The sequence below is a fragment of the Sphingobium sp. genome (genome assembly GCF_049304695.1).
GTDB lineage: Bacteria > Pseudomonadota > Alphaproteobacteria > Sphingomonadales > Sphingomonadaceae > Sphingobium.
The window spans coordinates 13,316-30,602 of record NZ_JBAQOK010000100.1; the positions used below are offsets into that span (position 1 = coordinate 13,316).

Consider the following 17,287-nt stretch of genomic DNA (forward strand, 5'->3'; position numbering starts at 1 on the left):
CGATTTGATCGTGTGATCACTTTTGGCCCTGATGCTCCGAATCGGTGATTTCGCGTGCGTTCGCTCAGGCAAACGCCGCCCTAACAATCCTAATCCATGGAATAAAATCACTAAGCGCCGCTAGGGGCAGGGCAGACGAGAAACAGGCTGCTCCCATCACCCGGTTATAGTCCTCCTTCCAACGGGGCGTTCAGAAGGCTATCAGCAGCGGTAAGGCGGCATGGTTTGACTTTAATGCAAAAATAAGCGCATTAAACACCAACTTTGAAAACAGCATCTGATTCGGCCATGGGGGCGTCATGTCGTTTACCGTCAACACATTGCGTAACGTCACGACCGCGTGTCAGCAAATGCGCGATCATATCAAGGCGATCGTCTTCCGGCCCGACGATCACAAGCGACTGGACATCAGCTTTGGCCCGACCGTCGCGGCTCAACTGATCGGTCGTACGCCTGAAGCGCTTGCCAAGGCGGAAGCCAAGGGCAGGCTGGCGCAGCCCAAGCAACTTCCCAATGGCCGCCGCTACTATAATCTTGAGGATTTGACCAAGATCCGCGAGGCTTTGGGCATCCATGTCGGCAAGCAGCCCGACGAGGACGCCGTCGTTCTGGCTGTCCAGAATTTCAAGGGCGGCGTCGGCAAAAGCACGATCACCAAGCATCTGGCGGATTATCTCGCCTTGCATGGCTATCGCGTGCTGGTGATCGATTGCGACCCACAGGCATCGACCACGACAATGTTCGACATCCAGCCCGAAACGCTGATCGACGACGAACAAACGCTCGGCGCCTTTCTCTCTCCGCGCAGCACGTTCAGCGATTTTGCCCTGACTATCCGCGACACCCCATGGCCGACGGTCAAGATCGTACCGTCCAGCCTTGGCCTTCAGGACGCGGAATGGGACTTGACCTCCACCCTGCGCGAAGGCGGGCAAGCCGTGCGCGAAAGTCTGCAGGCATTGCGCATCGGTATCGCCAGCGTGACCAAGGATTTCGACGTCATCCTGCTTGATCCCCCGCCAGCCATGGGCTTTCTGGGCCTCAACGTCATGGCTGCGGCGACCGGCCTGCTCATTCCCGTGCCCGCGCGCCAGCTCGACTATCTCTCCACCATTCATTTCATGGATACGATCGCCGACAATATCGAGATTCTCGAACAGAATGGCACGCCTGTCCAATATGGCTTCATCCGCGTCGTGTGTTCGGCTTTCTCGCCCAGCAAACCAGGCGAGAATGACATGTGGCGCATCATGCAGGCCACCTATGCCGGGCTATTGCTGGGCCAGCCCATCCTTGCGTCTGAAGAGATCAAGAACGCCACGCAGGCGTTCCGATCCATCTATGAATCCAAGCCCTCGGCTTCTCACCAGACCTATACGCGCTGCCGCGACAATCTGGACGCTGTGTTCGCGGAGGTCGAACAACAGATCCGCCAGCAATGGCCCTCCACCAGTCTGACCGCGGACATCAGTGTGAGTGCTGCAGCATGAGCCGGCGCTCCCTGATCAGCGAAGCGCTGGCGGCGGTTCAGAACGAACCGGCCCCCGCTCCGCCCCTTCCCTTGGACGAGCAGGCCACGCCTGCCCCCCCGCGCACCAATTACACCAACAAGCGACTGGAGGCTTTTGGTGAGGCCGCGCGTATCGTCAAGCGACCCACCATCCGTTTGAAGCCTGCGGAATGTTCGGTCTGGCCTGGCAATGCGCGCGACTATACTTTGCTCGACGAATATCGCCTGCGCAGTCTGATCGATTCCATTCTCGCTGAGGGCGGCAATCGTATCCCCGCAGTCGTACGGCGAACACCACAGGGCGAACTCCCCTACGAACTGGTGACCGGCACGCGCCGTCACTGGGCGATTGCCTGGCTCAACGCCAATCATTACCCCGACATCGAACTCGTCGCGATCATCGAAGACCTGGATGACGAAGCGGCCTTTCGTCTCGCAGACATCGAAAATCGCGAGCGCGAGGATATCTCCGATCTTGAGCGCGGCGCGAATTATAAGGCCGCGGTGGACCGCTTCTATGGCGGCGTGCAGTTACGGATGGCCGAGCGGCTTAAAATCTCCAAATCGCAACTCTCCCGCTATATCGCCCTCACCGAAATTCCGCCCCTGCTCGTCAGCGCTTTTCATTCGCCGATGGATATGCAGGCGAAATATGCCGAAAAGCTGCTGCCCCTGCTGCGTGATCCCGCCGCGCGCGCAAAGCTGGAAGCTGTTGCCGACGAAATCGCATCGGAACAAAGTTTTCGCCGGTCAGGTGACGAACAGCCGATCAGCGGCGCCGAGGTCATGGCGCGGATGATCAAGGCGACCACCGTCAAAGGTCGTGTTCAGAAAACCCGGATTGCCGCATCCAGTGGCGCCTCGCTAGGGCAGGTGGACAAGGATCAGCAAAAGATGCTGACGCTTTCCCTGGTCCCATCGGATCTGTCGACCGATGCAATCCTCGAAGCCTTGCGCCCAATCATCGAACAGGCGCGGATCATGCGTGCGCGACGATGATTGAAAAGCTGAAAATAGCGTAATTATCGTTATATTTCATACGCTTATACTGATTTTCCCCTCGGAGGGAATGCAAGGATGGGATGATTAGGTGGAGACTGAGGGCGAACTCAAGGCGACGCTGAAAGAGCGTAAAGTCCAGTTCGAGATGTTCTTCACCCTGCCTGATTTCAGCGACATCTCCCTGCGTGACTATCAGGAAACGATGCAGCGCCCCTTCTTCAGCCTCTCGAAGCGCAAGCGCATCAAACCCATAGACTATGTCAGTCCTGACAAGTCCGTCAGCGTCCATGTCTCCCCCAACCCGGCCTATGGGATGGCAACGATCTGGGACGCCGACATCATGATCTATCTCGCCTCTCATCTAAATGAGTTGCGCGAGCGCGGGGAGAATGACCTGTCCACGGTCATCCGCCTGCAACCGGGCGATCTGCTAAAGCGGATATGCTGGGGCACGAGCGGTCGCGCCTATGAGCGACTAGTCAGCGCGCTTGACCGGCTGCAGGCCACCACCATCAAGACCAATATCCGCGCCAGTTCCAAAACCCGCGAGACGACCTTCTCCTGGATAGACAGCTATACCCATCTGGTCGATGAACGCACTCAACGGTCGTTGGGTATGGAAATCACTTTGTCGAAATGGTTCTTCGACGGGGTAATGGACAAGCGCAACGTGTTATCGATTTCACCGCTTTATTTCGAAATCACCAGCGGCCTTGGCAAATGGCTGTATCGGGCATCGCGTAAACATGCCGGTGGCAATGGCGCGGAAGGCTTCACGATCGGGTTCGAAACGCTGCATCAGAAGAGCGGCAGCGAAAGCCTCTATCCTGTCTTCAAGCGCAAGCTGCTCGACCTTGCGCGTGCCAATGATCTGCCGGACATCAGCCTCCAGGTTCTGGACCGCGACGGACCGCGCCCAAAGATGAAGATGGTTATGCGCCGTCATCTGGTTGAGGGGGCAAAGCCACGTCGCACTCCCCTCCCCTCCCCCGCGTCCCCATCCGCACCGGACGATATGATCGATCCGGCGATCGCATTGAACATGATATCTGGCCTGTCCAGATCAATGCGAGCGGGCGCGCCATCGATGGCGGCTTCCTCAAACCCGCCTCCCCTGCGAGAACGGTCCGTCCGGCGCGTTACAGCGGCAGCGGTTCTGGACGCCGACGTCTATGCATCGATCCGTTCGGATTTTCCGGGATGGGATTATGACGAACTCATCCGCCGCTTTGATGCCTTCCTTGGCTCCAACCCAAGCGAACTGCCGCGTAACTATTCCAAACGCTTCTATGGCTTCGTTAAAGAGCATCACCGTCGGAATAAATATCGGCTGTAGGCCGCTCCCACATATTGCAGCTCACCTATAACGCCCTGCGAACGTGTTTTCAGAATCAGTCTTACCTTAGCGTTTTATCCGACGTTCTTGGTTGCGCGCCGGACGTGACGGATCGACCTCGCTTTCAAACATCAATGTTTTGGGGGCGTCGGATCGGGATATGGCTCGTTCCAACGCCCGAGCCGCTATATCGCCGGATCAACGACCCGAAAACTACGTGATTCTGAAAACACGTTGCCGACATGTTTTCCGCAAATGGCTGACATCTTTGTGAGCGCCCTGCCCTCGCGCTTTTAGAGTCACTGCGGTCCCCTGCTCGATCGCGACGTGCTTTCAAAAATGGAACAAACCACGAAATCGCATCAGGGCCTCATAGCGGGCTTCTCACGCGCATAGGCTCGCCGACGATGATTAGTATGGCGCAGGGCTGAAATGGCGCTCAGGAAGCCAATTTCGGACCCGAAATTTGCGCGTCGTCGCACCAAAAATTGGGATCATCGGTGCCAGCCATGCCGATATCGTGGCCTGCGCGGGTCATGGCGACGGGAATCGCATAACTGCGGTAGCTGGCCTGGCCTGACTGTTCGATCAACAGGCCTTCCTCCACTGCGATCGTGAGCAGCTTGATGGCGCCTGCCGATGTCAGGCTCAACATCTTTGCCACCCTATTGCTCGTCAATCGCGGATGGATCATCGCCAGCATGATGACATCCTTCAAACGACCCGGCCGACGCCGTTCCGCAATCCTGTGCGCTGCTCTTCCGGCATAGGCCCGCAGCCGCATTTCCAAATCCAGATGGCTGCGTGCGCCTGCGATGATGGCATCCAGCCACAGGCGGGAAAAGGCCTCCTGCCCGGCACCTTTCCAGGCTGCTTTGCGATGTTCGAAGCCCAGCGCGACCAGCCCACCTGTAGGAACATGCCAGCGTCCGGGTCCCCAGCGCCCCCCGATCAGCATAGCTGCCACCCGGTCGCCCTCGCCTATAGGCGCAATCTGGAGCCACGAATGTGTCAACAGCGCGCTGTGCAGCAGCGGCGGGGCAGGGGGGGCTGCTGTCACTGCCTGCCGCCACGCGCCGATCGCAGCGATGATGTCTGGCCTTGGGCGATGCGGACGCGTCAGGACGCCTTCGTCAGGCATATCCAAATCTATGCCAAGCCACGCCAGCAGCGCCGCGCTGTCGTTCAACAAGGCGTCGAGCGTAATGCGCTCGCTCAGCGCATGGCTCCAGCGTGTCAGGTCGAATGGGGACGGGATAATCGTTCCCCGACCATCGATCCTGATGTCCGCATCATCGATGCTGGTGCCGTCCAGTCTGGCCAGAGCCTGCCGCTCGACAATCGCCATTCGCTTTAACCAGGGCTGGCGTATCGGGCTGAGCCGCGCCCGCTCCGACAATTGCACAAGCCCTGACTGCGCATCGGCATAAGCAGCAATCAGCGCAAAATCAGGGGTCATAACGGGCCAATATGAAAATTATCTTTAAACTCGAAAGACCGTCTAATATCATAGATATAGCCGCTATAATTCAATGATAAATATAATATAGAAAGCCAGCTTATATATATTTCTCGTCTTCAAGGCAAATGGTGCGGCAGGCCGTCGTTATCGCCCCGCCGCATTCTCATTCTCGAACCCTTTTTACACCAGCGTCCGCCGAAACAGCGCCATCGTTCGCGCCCACGCCAGATCTGCGGCAGGCTTGTTGAAACGCGGAGTGGTGTCGTTGTTGAACCCATGCTCCGCGCCTTCGTAAATATAGGCTTTGTAGCGCGTCCCAGCCTTCTTCAACGCCGCTTCATAATCGGGCCATGCCGCATTGGTTCGCGTGTCGTTGCCGCCATAATGGATCAGCAGTTCCGCCTTGATCTTTGGCACATCGGCCAGCATTGGCGGGCTGCCATAGAAAGGCACCGCCGCACGCAGGTCCGGCACGCGGGTCGCCAGCATATTGGCGATCCATCCGCCAAAACAGAAACCCACGGTCGCGATCTTGCCATTCCCGCCCGCCATCGTGCGCGCATGGTTGGTCGCCGCGACGAAATCCTCACCGATCCTGTTGCGATCCAGCGTGGCGAAAGCGGCCCGTGCCTTGTCCTCGTCACCGGGATAGCCGCCCAACGTTGTCAGCGCATCAGGCGCCACCGCCATATAGCCCGCCACGGCCAGACGTCGGGCAATATCCTCGATATGCGGGTTCAGCCCGCGATTTTCATGCGCGACGATGATGATCGGCAGCCTGGCGCTGGTCTTGCCAGCGGGGCGGGCGACATAGGCGCGGATCGTGCCGTTGCCAGCGGGGGAAGCGATATCGACATGGCTGATCGTGATCCGCTTGTCTTCCGGCTTGATGACCTGCCCGCGCGCGAAATCGGGGCTGAGCGCGGCCAGCGTTGCCGTAGCAGCCACCGTCCCGCCTACCAGCAACGCGCACTGGCTGACGAACCCGCGCCGGTCGATCGCGCCATGGACATAGGCGTCGAACAGTTCGAGCACAGCGCGGGGATGGGTCACGCTCTGCTGCGCGTCGATTTCCTTCTCATTCGTCATCGGCTCGTCCCTTCCAAAAATATCGATGTGGACAATCTATCGGCCGCTTCACCGTCAACGCCACCATAATCGACGGGATGATGGATGGGGCAGGGGGCTGCGACTGGCGTCGATGCGCACGGGGCGTTAGGGAAGGCGCATCCAAGGACCAATCAAGGATCACCGCTCGCCCATGACTGCAAAGCTGTCACCCCGCACCATCGGCCCCTTCACCGTGTCGCCAATCGGCCTTGGCTGCATGAACTTGAGCCACGCCTATCTGCCGCGCCCAACGCCGGACCAGGCCGAACGGCTGTTGCGCCATGCGCTCGATCAGGGCGTCGATTTCTTCGACACCGCCGCGCTCTACGGCTTTGGCGCGAATGAGGAGTTGCTGGGCCGCACGATCATGGACCGGCGCGATGCGTTCGTGCTGGCCAGCAAATGCGTGCTGGGCGGCCAGAACGGCCAGCGCGGCATCGACGGCTCACCAGAGGCGATCACCGCAACGCTGGAAGATTCGCTGCGCCGGCTCAAGGTCGATCATATCGACCTTTATTATCTCCACCGCCTCGACCCCAAAGTCCCGATCGAAGATTCGGTCGGTGCGCTCTCCCGCGCAGTGGAGGCGGGCAAGATCGGCGCGATCGGCCTGTCGGAAATGTCCGCCGCGACGCTGCGCCGCGCCCATGCCGTGCATCCGATCGCCGCGATGCAGACCGAATATTCACCCTGGAGCCGCAATGCGGAAGTCGCGGTGCTCGACGCCTGCGGCGACCTGGGCGTCGGCTTCGTCGCCTTCTCTCCCGTCGCGCGCGGGGTGCTGGCGGGCGGGGTAGGGCCGCAGGGCGTGGACAGGGAGGATGTGCGTTCGGGCATGCCCCGCTTCCACAATCCGCATCTCGACCATAATCTTGGCCTGGCTGCCCAATTCCGCGCCATCGCGCAGGATGCAGGCTGCACCATGGCGCAACTCAGCCTTGCCTGGGTGCTGTCACGGCGGCCTTTTGTCACGGCCATTCCCGGCACGACCAGCATCGCGCATCTCGATGAGAATATGGCGACCCTGTCGCTCGACTTCACCGATGCGACCTTTGCAAAGGTCGATGCGCTCTTCGCCTTTGGAGCCGTATCCGGCCCGCGTTATAGCAAGGCCGCGCAAGCGCAGATCGATACGGAAACCTGGGACGGCGAACCGCTGGAATGAAGCAAGAGGGGCGGGCGGCCTTCACCGTCCGCCCGCTCGTCAGCCCGCTTCTTCGGGCCAGTAAAGCCGCATCGGATTGTCGATCAGCAATTTGCGTTGCAGCTCGGCGGTCGGCGCAATGCGGGGGATCATGTCGACCAGATGGCCGTCATCGGGGATCGCATCCTGCATATTGGGATGTGGCCAGTCAGTGCCCCACAGCACGCGATCCTGATAATCGGCTACCAAGGGCGCAACCGTATCGGCAAAGGCGTTCCAGGGATCGCCTGTCGGATCCAGGCGGTCGGGGCAGGTCGCCTTGAACCAGATGTCGTCCCGGCTGTCGAGGAAGGCGCGAAATGCCTTCATATCCGCGCCGTCCGGTCCCTGTGTCACATCCGGGCGGCCCATATGGTCAATCACCAGCGGCACGGGAATCGCATCCATGAACGGGCGCAACTCGTCGAGAATATCCGCTTCGAAATAGATGACGACATGCCATCCGGCGGGCAACCGTTTCGCCACGTCCAGAAACTTGTCTTTGGGCGCATCATCGACCAGACGTTTCAGGAAATTGAAGCGGATACCGCGCATCCCGCCTTCATGCAGCGCGGCGAGGTCCGCATCCGAAATCGCCGGATCGACCACCGCGACGCCGCGCGCCTTGCCCTGCGATTTGGCGATGGCGTCCAGCGTGGCGGCATTGTCGGTGCCATGGCAACTGGCCTGCACGATGACGTTGCGTGCAAAGCCCAGATGATCGCGCAGCGCGAACAGCTTTTCCGGCCCAGCATCCTCCGGAAGATATTTCGCCTTCGCGCTGAACGGAAAATCCGCCATCGGCCCAAACACATGGCAATGCGCATCGATCGCGCCTGCTGGCGGGGTGTAGCGTGGCTTGGACGGATTGCCGTGCCAGCTTGTGATGCGCGGGTTGCCAACGTCACTCATGCGAAAATCACTCCATCCATCAACTTGCGCGCCGTGCGCAGCATCGCGGCGCTGACGACCGCGCCGCTCTCGTCCAGTTCCATGACGCAGGTCGTTTCCCCGGTGGGATGTTCGACGGACAGCGTCTTGCGCGCGCCATCGGGGATCGACGCGACTTCGGCTGCGGGCGATCCATCGACCAGACAGGCAGTGGCGACGCTGACCGCGCCCAGCACGCCGATCGACGCATGGGCGCGATGCGGGATGAAACTGCGCACCGTCACCGCGCCGCCGTCGCGGGGTGGGGCGACCAGCATCATCTTTGGCACCGACTTTTCGCGCACATCACCCAGGTTCATGCGCTCGCCCACGGCCAGACGAATGGCTTCGATCCGCGCCTTCAACGCCATATCCTTGTCCAGCGTATCGCGATCCTCATAACCGGTGACGCCAACGTCGCTCGCCTTCATCACGACGCAGGGCATGCCATTGTCGATCAGTGTGACGCGCACCCCCTCCACTTCGTCAAAGGCGTTGCCCGTGGGCAGCAGCGCGCCGCAGGAAGACCCCGCAGTATCGCGAAATTCCAACGGAATGGGCGCGGCGCTGCCCGGCACGCCGTCGATCTTCGCGTCCCCGTCATAGCGAACGATGCCACCCGCCGTCTGGACCGACGCGATGGCGATCTGACCGGTATTTTCCATGAAGATGGCCACGCGCGTTTCGTCGCCCGTTGCCGTCACCAGCCCGCGCTCGAGCGCGAATGGGCCGATCCCGGCCAGAATATTGCCGCAATTCTGCGCATCGCTGACGATGGCCTGATCCACGAACACCTGCAGGAACAGATAGTCGACATCCACGCCCTCGCGCTCCGACTTTCTGACCACCGCGACCTTGCTCGTCAGCGGGTCCGCGCCGCCCATCCCGTCGATCTGGCGCGGATCGGGCGACCCCATGACCCGCAGCAAAAATGCGTCGCGCGCGGCCGTGTCCGACGGCAGGTCTTCGGCAAGGAAATAGCCCCCCTTCGACGTGCCGCCGCGCATCCACATGACGGGCGATTGGGTATAGGCTGTCATTGGAAACCTCCGTTCGCTTCGAGCGAAGTCGAGAAGCGGTTAGGGTAGTTCATGCGTTTCTCGACTTCGCTCGAAACGAACGGTCGTTGATGATGGACCATCAAATATATTTCAGCCCCATCTCTTCCAGACGCGGCCGCATATTATAGATGTCCAGCCCCAGCTCGCCCGCCGCCAGACGCACCCGCTTGGCTTCTTCGGCCGCCTCGCGCGCCTGCGCTTTTGCCAGCACGGCAGCGGCATCCGCGCGCGGCACGATGCACACGCCGTCATCGTCGGCGATCACCACGTCGCCCGGATTGACCAGCGCGTTGGCGCAGATCACGGGGATGTTGACCGAACCGATGGTGTTCTTGACCGTACCCTGCGCATGGACGGCCTTCGACCATACCGGAAAGTTCATCTGCGTCAGGTCGCGCACGTCGCGCACGCCTGCGTCGATGATAAGCCCGCGACATTTACGCGCCTGCGCCGATGTGGCCAGCAGATCGCCGAAATAACCGTCGGTGCAGGGGCTGGTGGGGGCCAGCAGCAGCACATCGCCTTCCTGCAACTGTTCGATCGCGACATGGATCATCCAGTTATCGCCCGGCGCGGCAGATATGGTGACGGCATTGCCCGCGATGCGCGCGCCCGCATAAATGGGGCGCATATAGGATGCCAGCAGGCCGGTGCGCCCCTGCGCTTCATGCACGGTGGCGACGCCGCATTGGGCGAGGCCATCGACGACGGACAAGTCCGCCCGTTCGATATTCTGGACGACGATGCCGGACATGGCGCTGCTCCTGCTCCTGAAAATATGATCCTATGCCCATGACGGACGCAGTGCCACTACGCCAATCCGAACTGGCGCTGACCCATAATTTTTTGCTAAGTGTCATTGATGCAGGCCGACCAGTTCAATATCCGGCATCTGGCTGCTCTGGCGGCAGTGGTCGATCAGGGCAGCGTCAGCCTGGCCGCGCGCGCCGTCAACCTGACGCAGCCCGCCGTGACGCAGGGCATTGCCAAGCTGGAGGCGCAACTGGACGTCAGCCTGTTCGACAGGCGACCCGGTGGCATGGTCCCCACGGAGGCTGCGCTGCGCCTGAAGCCCCGCGTGGACGTGGCGCTACGCCTGATCGGCAGCAACCGCGTGACCGCCGCGCAGATTCGCGCCTTCGTCGCGCTGGCGCAGGCGGGCAGTTATGGCGGGGCGGCGGCATTGGCTGGCGTCGCCGAACCCTCGCTGCACCGCGCGGTCGGCGATCTGGGGCTGGCGCTGGGCGTGCGGCTGGCGGAGCGGCGGGGCAGGGGGCTGGTCCTCACCCGCTCCGGCCTCGCCCTCGCGCGACGCCTGCGGCTGGCGCTCGCCGAACTGCGGCAGGGGCTGGCCGAAGTCGCCGCGCTGCGTGGCGAGGAAAGCGGACGTATCGTCGTGGGCGCCATGCCGCTCAGCCGCGCACGCCTGCTGCCGATGGCGATCACTGCCTTTCGCCGCGATTTTCCGCTGGTCGATATCTCGGTGGTGGAAGGATCGCATGCCGAACTGGTCGGCCCGGTGCGCGATGGCGAAATCGACATGATGGTCGGCGCGTTGCGCGACCCCGCGATCGAACAGGATCTGACCCAGACGCCCCTGTTCGAGGATCGTCCGACCATCTTCGCCCGCGCGGGTCATCCGCTGCGCGCCGGGTGGGACGGCGACGCGCTGCGCCGCTACCCATGGATACTGCCACCCGAAGGCACGCCGCTGCGCCAGCTATGGCGCGCGATGTTTGCGGAGGTCGGCGGTGATCTGCCTGCCGTGCCGATCGAGTGCGGTTCCGTGATGACGCTGCGCCAATTGCTGATGAGCGACGATTATCTGACGCTCCTGTCGGTGGATCAACTGCGCGTCGAGATGGAAAGCGGACTATTGGCCGATATCGGTCCCGCGCCCGGTGCGATCAGCCGGACGATCGGCATCACCAGTCGCGCCGACTGGCGGCCCACCCGCTCGCAACAGCAGTTCATGGCAGCCATCGGGCAGGCGGCACAGGACATGAATTCGTAAATTCTTATACACCGCCCCCGGATTCGATTGGCGGGCGTCGGCCCCCTTCGCCATGTCTTTGCGCATGGAGCAGGAAGTTGGTCTGATCGGGTTTGGCGAAGCAGGGTCCACCTTTGCACTGGCAGGGGACTGGGCGGAGGCCGCTCATGTCTTTGACAGCAGCACGGACAGCCCCGCCACGCGCGCGGAGATGCTGGCGGCCTATGCGCAGGCGGGCGTGTTGCCAGCCCGTTTTCTGGAAGATGCGCTGGACGGCGTGCCGATCATCCTGTCGCTGGTCACGGCGGATCAGGCCTTGGCCGTCGCGCAATCCGCCGCCGCGCTGATAGCGCCCGGCGCGCTCTATTGCGACATGAACAGCGTTGCGCCCGGAACCAAGCAGGCGGCGGCCCGCGCGATCGAAGCGGCGGGCGGCCATTATGTCGATGTCGCGGTGATGGCCCCGGTCGATCCTGCACGCCTCAACGTGCCGCTGTTGCTGAGCGGGGGCAGGGCAGGGCAGGCGCAGGACCGTCTCGCTGCGCTGGGCTTCGCCAATATCCGCGTCGTCGGCCCCGATGTAGGCCGCGCCTCTTCGATCAAGATGATCCGATCTGTGATGGTCAAGGGGATGGAGGCGCTGACCGCCGAATGCGTCCTGGCCGCCGGGCAGGCCGACGTGCTGGACGAAGTGCTTTCATCCTTGGATGCCAGCGAAAAGGCCAAGCCCTGGACCGCGCGCGCCGACTATAATCTCGACCGCATGATGGTCCACGGCCTGCGCCGCGCCGCCGAGATGGAGGAAGTTGTCAAGACGCTCGAAACGCTCGGCACGGGTGCCGCCATGACCCGCGGCACGGTCGAGCGCCAGCGCGCGATCGGCGCATTGGGCGCAAAGACACCGCCCGATGGCCTGACCAGCAAAATAGCCGCGATCGTTGACGCCGCCCGCCCGGCCCAAGCGGCGGAATAGCCAAAATATGTGGTCCTCACTCAGGAAATTGCGATGAGTCTGATTATCGATTGCCATGGTCATTACACTGTCCTGCCCAAGGGGCATGACGCCTGGCGAGAAGAGCAGAAGGCGGCGTTCAAGGCCGGTGTGTCGGCGCCACCCTATCCCGATATCACGGACGCGGAAATCCGCGAGACGATCGAGGCGAACCAGTTGCGTCTGATCAAGGAACGCGGCGCGGACCTCACCATCTTCTCTCCCCGTGCGTCCGCCATGGCCCCCCATGTCGGCGACGCCGCGATGGCGCGCGAATGGGCGATGCGCTGCAACGACCTGATCGCGCGGGTCGTGGGCCTGTTCCCCGACATTTTTGTGGGCGTGTGCATGTTGCCGCAATCGCCCAAGGCCGACATGGCCGCCAGCATCGCCGAACTGGAACGCTGCGTGGGCATGGGCTTTATCGGCTGCAACCTTAATCCCGATCCGGGTGGCGGGCATTTCACCCATCCACCGCTGACCGACAAATATTGGTATCCCTTCTACGAAAAGATGGTCGAGCTGGACGTCCCGGCGATGATCCATGTGTCGGGCAGCTGCAATCCGGCGATGCACGCGACCGGCGGCTATTATATCGCGGCCGACACCATCGCCTTCATGCAACTGCTGGAGGGCGATCTGTTCAAGGATTTTCCGACCCTGCGCTTCATCATCCCGCATGGCGGCGGCGCGGTGCCCTATCATTGGGGGCGCTATCGCGGCCTGGCCGACATGCTCAAAAAGCCTGACCTGTCGACCCATCTGATGAACAACATCTTCTTCGACACCTGCGTCTATCATCAGCCGGGCGTCGATCTGCTGGCCGATGTCATCGACAACAAGAATATCCTGTTCGGTTCGGAAATGGTTGGCGCGGTGCGCGGGATCGATCCGACCACCGGCCATTATTTCGACGACACCAAACGCTATGTCGATGCGCTGGATATCAGCGATGCCGAACGCGCCGCGATCTTCGAAGGCAATGCTCGCCGCGTCTTCCCGCGCCTGGACACGCAGCTAAAGGACCGGGGATTATGATTACTGAAGATCCCAGACATCAGGACATTCACGAATATCTCGCCGAGCTGGAGGATATTCCCGGCACCCGCATCTTCACCGCCAAGCGGGCGCGGCAGGGCTATCATATGAACCAGTTCGCCATGAGCCTGATGACCGACGAAAGCCGCGCCCGGTTCAAGGCGGACGAGCGCGCCTATATGGACGAATGGCCGCTGACCGAGGATCAGAAGCAGGCCTTGTTGGCGCGTGACTATAATCGCTGCATGGAACTGGGCGGCAACGTCTATTTCCTCTCCAAACTCTTCTCGACCGACGGCATCCCCTTCGCCGAAGCGGTCAGCACCATGACCGACATGGCCTTCCCCGAATATCGCGAAATGATGATGCGGGGCGGTCGTTCGCCTGAGGGGCTTCGTTCGATCAAGGCGAATGCCGCCGCGCGCGATGCAACTGATAAAGGAGCGCAATGATGGCGCGGATTACCGCTGGCGTGGCGTCGAGCCATGTTCCGCTGCTGGGCGTGGCGTCGGATTTCAACAAGGATCGCGACGATTATTTCGGGCCGATCTTTGCCGGGTACGACTGGACCCGCGCATGGGAAAAGGCGGAAAAGCCCGATGTCGTGATTTTGGTCTATAACGACCATGCCTCCGCCTTCGACATGAAGATCATTCCCACCTTCGCGATCGGCTGCGGCGAACGCTACAAATCTGCCGACGAAGGCTGGGGACCACGCGCGGTGCCGGATGTGGAGGGGCATCCCGACCTCGCCTGGCATATGGCGCAAAGCCTGATCCTCGACGAATTCGACATGACCATCATCAACGAGATGGACGTCGATCATGGTCTGACCGTGCCGCTCAGCATGATGTTCGGCAAGCCCGACGTCTGGCCATGCAAGGTAGTTCCGCTGGCCGTCAACGTCGTCACCTATCCCCCGCCAACGGGCAACCGCTGCTGGGCGCTGGGCGAGGCGATTGCCAAGGCTGTGGCGAGCTACCCTGAGGATCTCAACGTCCAGATCTGGGGCACCGGCGGGATGAGCCATCAGTTGCAGGGACCGCGCGCTGGCCTGATCAATCGCGAATGGGACAACCGCTTTCTCGACGGGCTGATCGGCGACAGCGACCATCTGCGCCGTATCCCCCATATCGAATATCTGCGCGAAACGGGCAGCGAAGGCATAGAGATGGTGATGTGGCTCATCATGCGCGGCGCGCTGGGCAAGGCGACCCGTGCCCTGCACCGCCATTATCACGTCCCCTGCTCCAACACTGCGATTGGCCATCTGGTCCTGCGCCCTGACAATGGCGAAGGGCTGGACATGACTGGCAGCGATGCAGGCATGCCTGTGGCAGCGGAATAGAAACATAAGCCCCTCCCGTTCAGGGGAGGGGTTGGGGTGGGGGCTGTCCTTCAACAACCATATGGGTCGGCGCGAGAGACAGCCCCTCTCCCCGACTCTCTCCCCAAGGGGAGAGGGAGATTATATATGCGTATTGCACTCGCGGGCGCGGGCGCCTTTGGCGAAAAGCATCTTGATGGCCTCAAGAATATCGACGGCGTGACCGTAACGTCGCTGATCGGCCGCAATCTGGAACCGACGCAGGCGATCGCGGCGAAATATGGTATTGGTCATGCGACCACGGACCTTGCCGAAACGCTGGCCCGCGACGATGTCGATGCGGTGATCCTTTGCACACCCACGCAAATGCACGCGGATCAGGCGATCGCCTGCATGAACGCGGGCAAGCATGTGCAGGTCGAAATCCCGCTGGCCGACAGCTGGGCCGATGCGCAGGCGGTACTGGCCAAGCAACAGGAAACCGGCCTTACCTGCATGGTCGGCCATACGCGGCGGTTCAATCCCAGCCATCAATATGTCCATAACCTGATCACGGCTGGCGAGCTCAACATCAGCCAGATGGACGTTCAAACCTATTTCTTCCGCCGCAAGAATATCAATGCCAAGGGCGAAGCGCGGTCCTGGACAGATCATCTGCTGTGGCACCACGCCGCGCACACGGTCGACCTCTTCGCCTATCAGGCGGGGAAGATCGTGTCGGCCAATGCGATGCAGGGACCGATCCACCCCGAACTGGGCATCGCGATGGACATGTCGATCCAGCTAAAGAGCGAAAGCGGCGCGATCTGCACCCTGTCGCTCTCCTTCAACAATGATGGGCCGCTTGGCACCTTCTTCCGCTATATCGGCGACACCGGCACCTATATCGCCCGCTATGACGATCTGGTGAACGGCAAGGAAGAGGCGATCGACGTCAGCCAGGTGGCGGTGTCGATGAACGGCATCGAATTGCAGGACCGCGAATTTATCAGCGCAATCCGCGAAGGCCGCGAACCCAATAGCAGCGTTGCCAAGGTGTTCGACTGCTACCGCGTGCTGGGCGAACTGGAACAGCAACTGGCCTGACGCGCGGCGCATCAGTCAGCGGGCATGACCCGGCGCATGAACGCGTCGAACAGCGGCACGGTGAAAGCCGTGTCGCCATGTGCTGGGCTGTAGAGCATGCCCTTGGCGATCAAACTATTGCGCGTGGGCGCGACGCTCGACACCTTGACGCCCAGTGCATCGGCCACGTCGCCCGACCGGTGCGGCCCCGGCCCGATCCCGGCCATGGCGCGCAGATAACGTTTTTCCGCCGGGGTTAGTCGATCGAAACGCACGCGAAAAAAGCTGGCGTCCAATTCCGCCAGCGCGCTGCGGGTCGCCGCTTCTATATCGTCGGCGCTGATCGGCGACGCATCGGCCGCGTCCCATCCATGCTTGCCCCATTCCTGCAGGAAATAGGGATAGCCCTGCGTCTGCACGATGATGGCGTCCAGCGCCGCTTCGTCTATGGCTTCCTCCTCCCGCTCTATGGGCAGGCGGATGGCGTCGCGCGCCGCCGCTTCGTCCAGCGGACCGACGCTGACGAATTCGAACAATCGTTCGGCATAGGATTTGGCGCGCCCCATCTGGCCCAGCAATTGCGGCAGGCCTGCGGCCAACATGGTGATCGGCAATTGCTTCTGGGCCGCACGGTGTAGCGCGCTGATCAACGCGGCCAACTGTTCCTCCGGCACATATTGCAGTTCGTCGATGACGAGGATGACTGCGCTATGTCGTTCTTTCGCTGCCTCCCCTACTGCGACGATCAGGTCGGCCAGATCCGCTTCCAGATCGCCGCTGTCGGCCAGGCCCGGTTCCGGGTCGAAATCCAGCGCGACCTCCAGATCGTCATATTTGACCTTGAGCTTGGCAAAGCCCGCCAGCGCTGCAAGCGCGCGCCGCACCCCGGCGGACGCCTGCTTCATCCGGTCGAGCCGCAGCAGCGCAGCGCGCAGGGCAGGCACCAATATCCCCGGCAGCGACCGGTTCTCCGGCGCTTCGATCGCGACGATCGTCATGCCCTCGCCCTCCGCCGCATCGCGCATGGTGGACAACAGCACCGTCTTGCCGACCCCGCGCAGGCCATAGAGAATGCTGGGCCGCGCCGCCCGGCCCATGCGGATGCGATCAAGCGCGACGGCATTGCGTTCTAGCAGGGCATCACGACCGGCCAGTTCGGGCGGTGGCGTCCCGGCACCGGGGGCGAAGGGGTTTCTACGAGCATCCATAGCAATGTTATGGCAGTTTAGCATTTTCTTGTAAACTTGCTAACTTCGCTTGATATGGGCCACGCACAATC

General features: G+C 61.6%; 16 protein-coding genes. 10 read left to right on the forward strand and 6 right to left on the reverse strand.

The features are described from left to right. Positions 1-299: 299 nt before the first annotated feature. From WA070_RS20715 to WA070_RS20725, 3 genes are all read left to right on the forward strand, one after another. Positions 300-1,490 (forward strand): AAA family ATPase, encoded by a 1,191-nt coding sequence (locus WA070_RS20715; RefSeq protein WP_422635797.1) that lies wholly within the window; start codon positions 300-302, stop codon positions 1,488-1,490. Beyond that, positions 1,487-2,509, forward strand: a complete 1,023-nt coding sequence (locus WA070_RS20720) for a ParB/RepB/Spo0J family partition protein (RefSeq protein ID WP_422635798.1) — start codon at positions 1,487-1,489, stop codon at positions 2,507-2,509. Before WA070_RS20715 ends, WA070_RS20720 begins: the two co-directional genes overlap by 4 nt. A gap of 148 nt (positions 2,510-2,657) precedes the next feature. Beyond that, positions 2,658-3,848, forward strand: a complete 1,191-nt coding sequence (locus WA070_RS20725; RefSeq protein ID WP_422635906.1) for a replication initiator protein A — start codon at positions 2,658-2,660, stop codon at positions 3,846-3,848. Between the two features lie 439 nt (positions 3,849-4,287). Here the strand turns inward: WA070_RS20725 and WA070_RS20730 are convergent, their stop codons facing one another. Together WA070_RS20730 and WA070_RS20735 are read right to left on the reverse strand one after the other, a co-directional pair. Next, positions 4,288-5,307, reverse strand: coding sequence for a hypothetical protein (locus tag WA070_RS20730; protein WP_422635799.1), 1,020 nt, complete (start codon positions 5,305-5,307; stop codon positions 4,288-4,290). A gap of 183 nt (positions 5,308-5,490) precedes the next feature. Then, positions 5,491-6,399 (reverse strand): dienelactone hydrolase family protein, encoded by a 909-nt coding sequence (locus tag WA070_RS20735; RefSeq protein WP_422635800.1) that lies wholly within the window; start codon positions 6,397-6,399, stop codon positions 5,491-5,493. A gap of 172 nt (positions 6,400-6,571) precedes the next feature. On the opposite strand from WA070_RS20735, the gene WA070_RS20740 reads away from it, so the two are divergent. Next, complete coding sequence (locus WA070_RS20740) at positions 6,572-7,585, forward strand: aldo/keto reductase (protein ID WP_422635801.1); 1,014 nt, start codon at positions 6,572-6,574, stop codon at positions 7,583-7,585. A 39-nt stretch (positions 7,586-7,624) separates the two neighbouring features. Here WA070_RS20740 and WA070_RS20745 read toward each other — a convergent pair whose 3' ends face one another. The 3 genes from WA070_RS20745 to ligK form a co-directional block, all read right to left on the reverse strand. Further along, on the reverse strand, positions 7,625-8,515 hold the full coding sequence (locus WA070_RS20745; RefSeq protein WP_422635802.1) for an amidohydrolase family protein: 891 nt from the start codon (positions 8,513-8,515) through the stop codon (positions 7,625-7,627). Further along, entirely contained in the window at positions 8,512-9,573 is a 1,062-nt protein-coding gene (locus WA070_RS20750) for a 4-oxalomesaconate tautomerase (protein ID WP_422635803.1), read from the reverse strand. Before WA070_RS20750 ends, WA070_RS20745 begins: the two co-directional genes overlap by 4 nt. A gap of 100 nt (positions 9,574-9,673) precedes the next feature. Continuing rightward, positions 9,674-10,348 (reverse strand): 4-carboxy-4-hydroxy-2-oxoadipate aldolase/oxaloacetate decarboxylase, encoded by a 675-nt coding sequence (gene ligK / locus WA070_RS20755; protein ID WP_422635804.1) that lies wholly within the window; start codon positions 10,346-10,348, stop codon positions 9,674-9,676. A 108-nt stretch (positions 10,349-10,456) separates the two neighbouring features. Here ligK and WA070_RS20760 point away from each other — a divergent pair, with 108 nt between their 5' ends. From WA070_RS20760 to WA070_RS20785, 6 genes are all read left to right on the forward strand, one after another. Next, positions 10,457-11,608, forward strand: coding sequence for a LysR family transcriptional regulator (locus WA070_RS20760; protein ID WP_422635805.1), 1,152 nt, complete (start codon positions 10,457-10,459; stop codon positions 11,606-11,608). Between the two features lie 64 nt (positions 11,609-11,672). After that, positions 11,673-12,560, forward strand: coding sequence for a DUF1932 domain-containing protein (locus tag WA070_RS20765; protein WP_422635806.1), 888 nt, complete (start codon positions 11,673-11,675; stop codon positions 12,558-12,560). Positions 12,561-12,593: 33 nt separating this feature from the next. Continuing rightward, positions 12,594-13,616: an amidohydrolase family protein gene (locus WA070_RS20770; protein WP_422635807.1), complete on the forward strand. Its 1,023-nt coding sequence runs from the start codon at positions 12,594-12,596 to the stop codon at positions 13,614-13,616. Further along, positions 13,613-14,068, forward strand: coding sequence for a protocatechuate 4,5-dioxygenase subunit alpha (ligA, locus tag WA070_RS20775; protein WP_422635808.1), 456 nt, complete (start codon positions 13,613-13,615; stop codon positions 14,066-14,068). The genes WA070_RS20770 and ligA overlap by 4 nt, the downstream gene beginning before the upstream one ends. Then, positions 14,068-14,964: a class III extradiol dioxygenase subunit beta gene (locus WA070_RS20780; RefSeq protein ID WP_422635907.1), complete on the forward strand. Its 897-nt coding sequence runs from the start codon at positions 14,068-14,070 to the stop codon at positions 14,962-14,964. Before ligA ends, WA070_RS20780 begins: the two co-directional genes overlap by 1 nt. Before the next feature lie 126 nt (positions 14,965-15,090). Beyond that, complete coding sequence (locus tag WA070_RS20785) at positions 15,091-16,029, forward strand: Gfo/Idh/MocA family oxidoreductase (protein WP_422635809.1); 939 nt, start codon at positions 15,091-15,093, stop codon at positions 16,027-16,029. Between the two features lie 11 nt (positions 16,030-16,040). On the opposite strand, the gene WA070_RS20790 is transcribed toward WA070_RS20785, so the two are convergent. After that, positions 16,041-17,216 (reverse strand): AAA family ATPase, encoded by a 1,176-nt coding sequence (locus WA070_RS20790; RefSeq protein ID WP_422635810.1) that lies wholly within the window; start codon positions 17,214-17,216, stop codon positions 16,041-16,043. Between the last annotated feature and the right edge of the window lie 71 nt (positions 17,217-17,287).

Bases quoted from the DNA above. Each gene is read 5' to 3' on its own strand.
- WA070_RS20715 (WP_422635797.1), top strand. From the start codon at position 300: ATGTCGTTTACCGTCAACACATTGCGTAACGTCACGACCGCGTGTCAG.
- WA070_RS20720 (WP_422635798.1), top strand. From the start codon at position 1,487: ATGAGCCGGCGCTCCCTGATCAGCGAAGCGCTGGCGGCGGTTCAGAAC.
- WA070_RS20725 (WP_422635906.1), top strand. From the start codon at position 2,658: ATGTTCTTCACCCTGCCTGATTTCAGCGACATCTCCCTGCGTGACTAT.
- WA070_RS20730 (WP_422635799.1), bottom strand. From the start codon at position 5,307: ATGACCCCTGATTTTGCGCTGATTGCTGCTTATGCCGATGCGCAGTCA.
- WA070_RS20735 (WP_422635800.1), bottom strand. From the start codon at position 6,399: ATGACGAATGAGAAGGAAATCGACGCGCAGCAGAGCGTGACCCATCCC.
- WA070_RS20740 (WP_422635801.1), top strand. From the start codon at position 6,572: ATGACTGCAAAGCTGTCACCCCGCACCATCGGCCCCTTCACCGTGTCG.
- WA070_RS20745 (WP_422635802.1), bottom strand. From the start codon at position 8,515: ATGAGTGACGTTGGCAACCCGCGCATCACAAGCTGGCACGGCAATCCG.
- WA070_RS20750 (WP_422635803.1), bottom strand. From the start codon at position 9,573: ATGACAGCCTATACCCAATCGCCCGTCATGTGGATGCGCGGCGGCACG.
- ligK (WP_422635804.1), bottom strand. From the start codon at position 10,348: ATGTCCGGCATCGTCGTCCAGAATATCGAACGGGCGGACTTGTCCGTC.
- WA070_RS20760 (WP_422635805.1), top strand. From the start codon at position 10,457: ATGCAGGCCGACCAGTTCAATATCCGGCATCTGGCTGCTCTGGCGGCA.
- WA070_RS20765 (WP_422635806.1), top strand. From the start codon at position 11,673: ATGGAGCAGGAAGTTGGTCTGATCGGGTTTGGCGAAGCAGGGTCCACC.
- WA070_RS20770 (WP_422635807.1), top strand. From the start codon at position 12,594: ATGAGTCTGATTATCGATTGCCATGGTCATTACACTGTCCTGCCCAAG.
- ligA (WP_422635808.1), top strand. From the start codon at position 13,613: ATGATTACTGAAGATCCCAGACATCAGGACATTCACGAATATCTCGCC.
- WA070_RS20780 (WP_422635907.1), top strand. From the start codon at position 14,068: ATGGCGCGGATTACCGCTGGCGTGGCGTCGAGCCATGTTCCGCTGCTG.
- WA070_RS20785 (WP_422635809.1), top strand. From the start codon at position 15,091: ATGCGTATTGCACTCGCGGGCGCGGGCGCCTTTGGCGAAAAGCATCTT.
- WA070_RS20790 (WP_422635810.1), bottom strand. From the start codon at position 17,216: ATGGATGCTCGTAGAAACCCCTTCGCCCCCGGTGCCGGGACGCCACCG.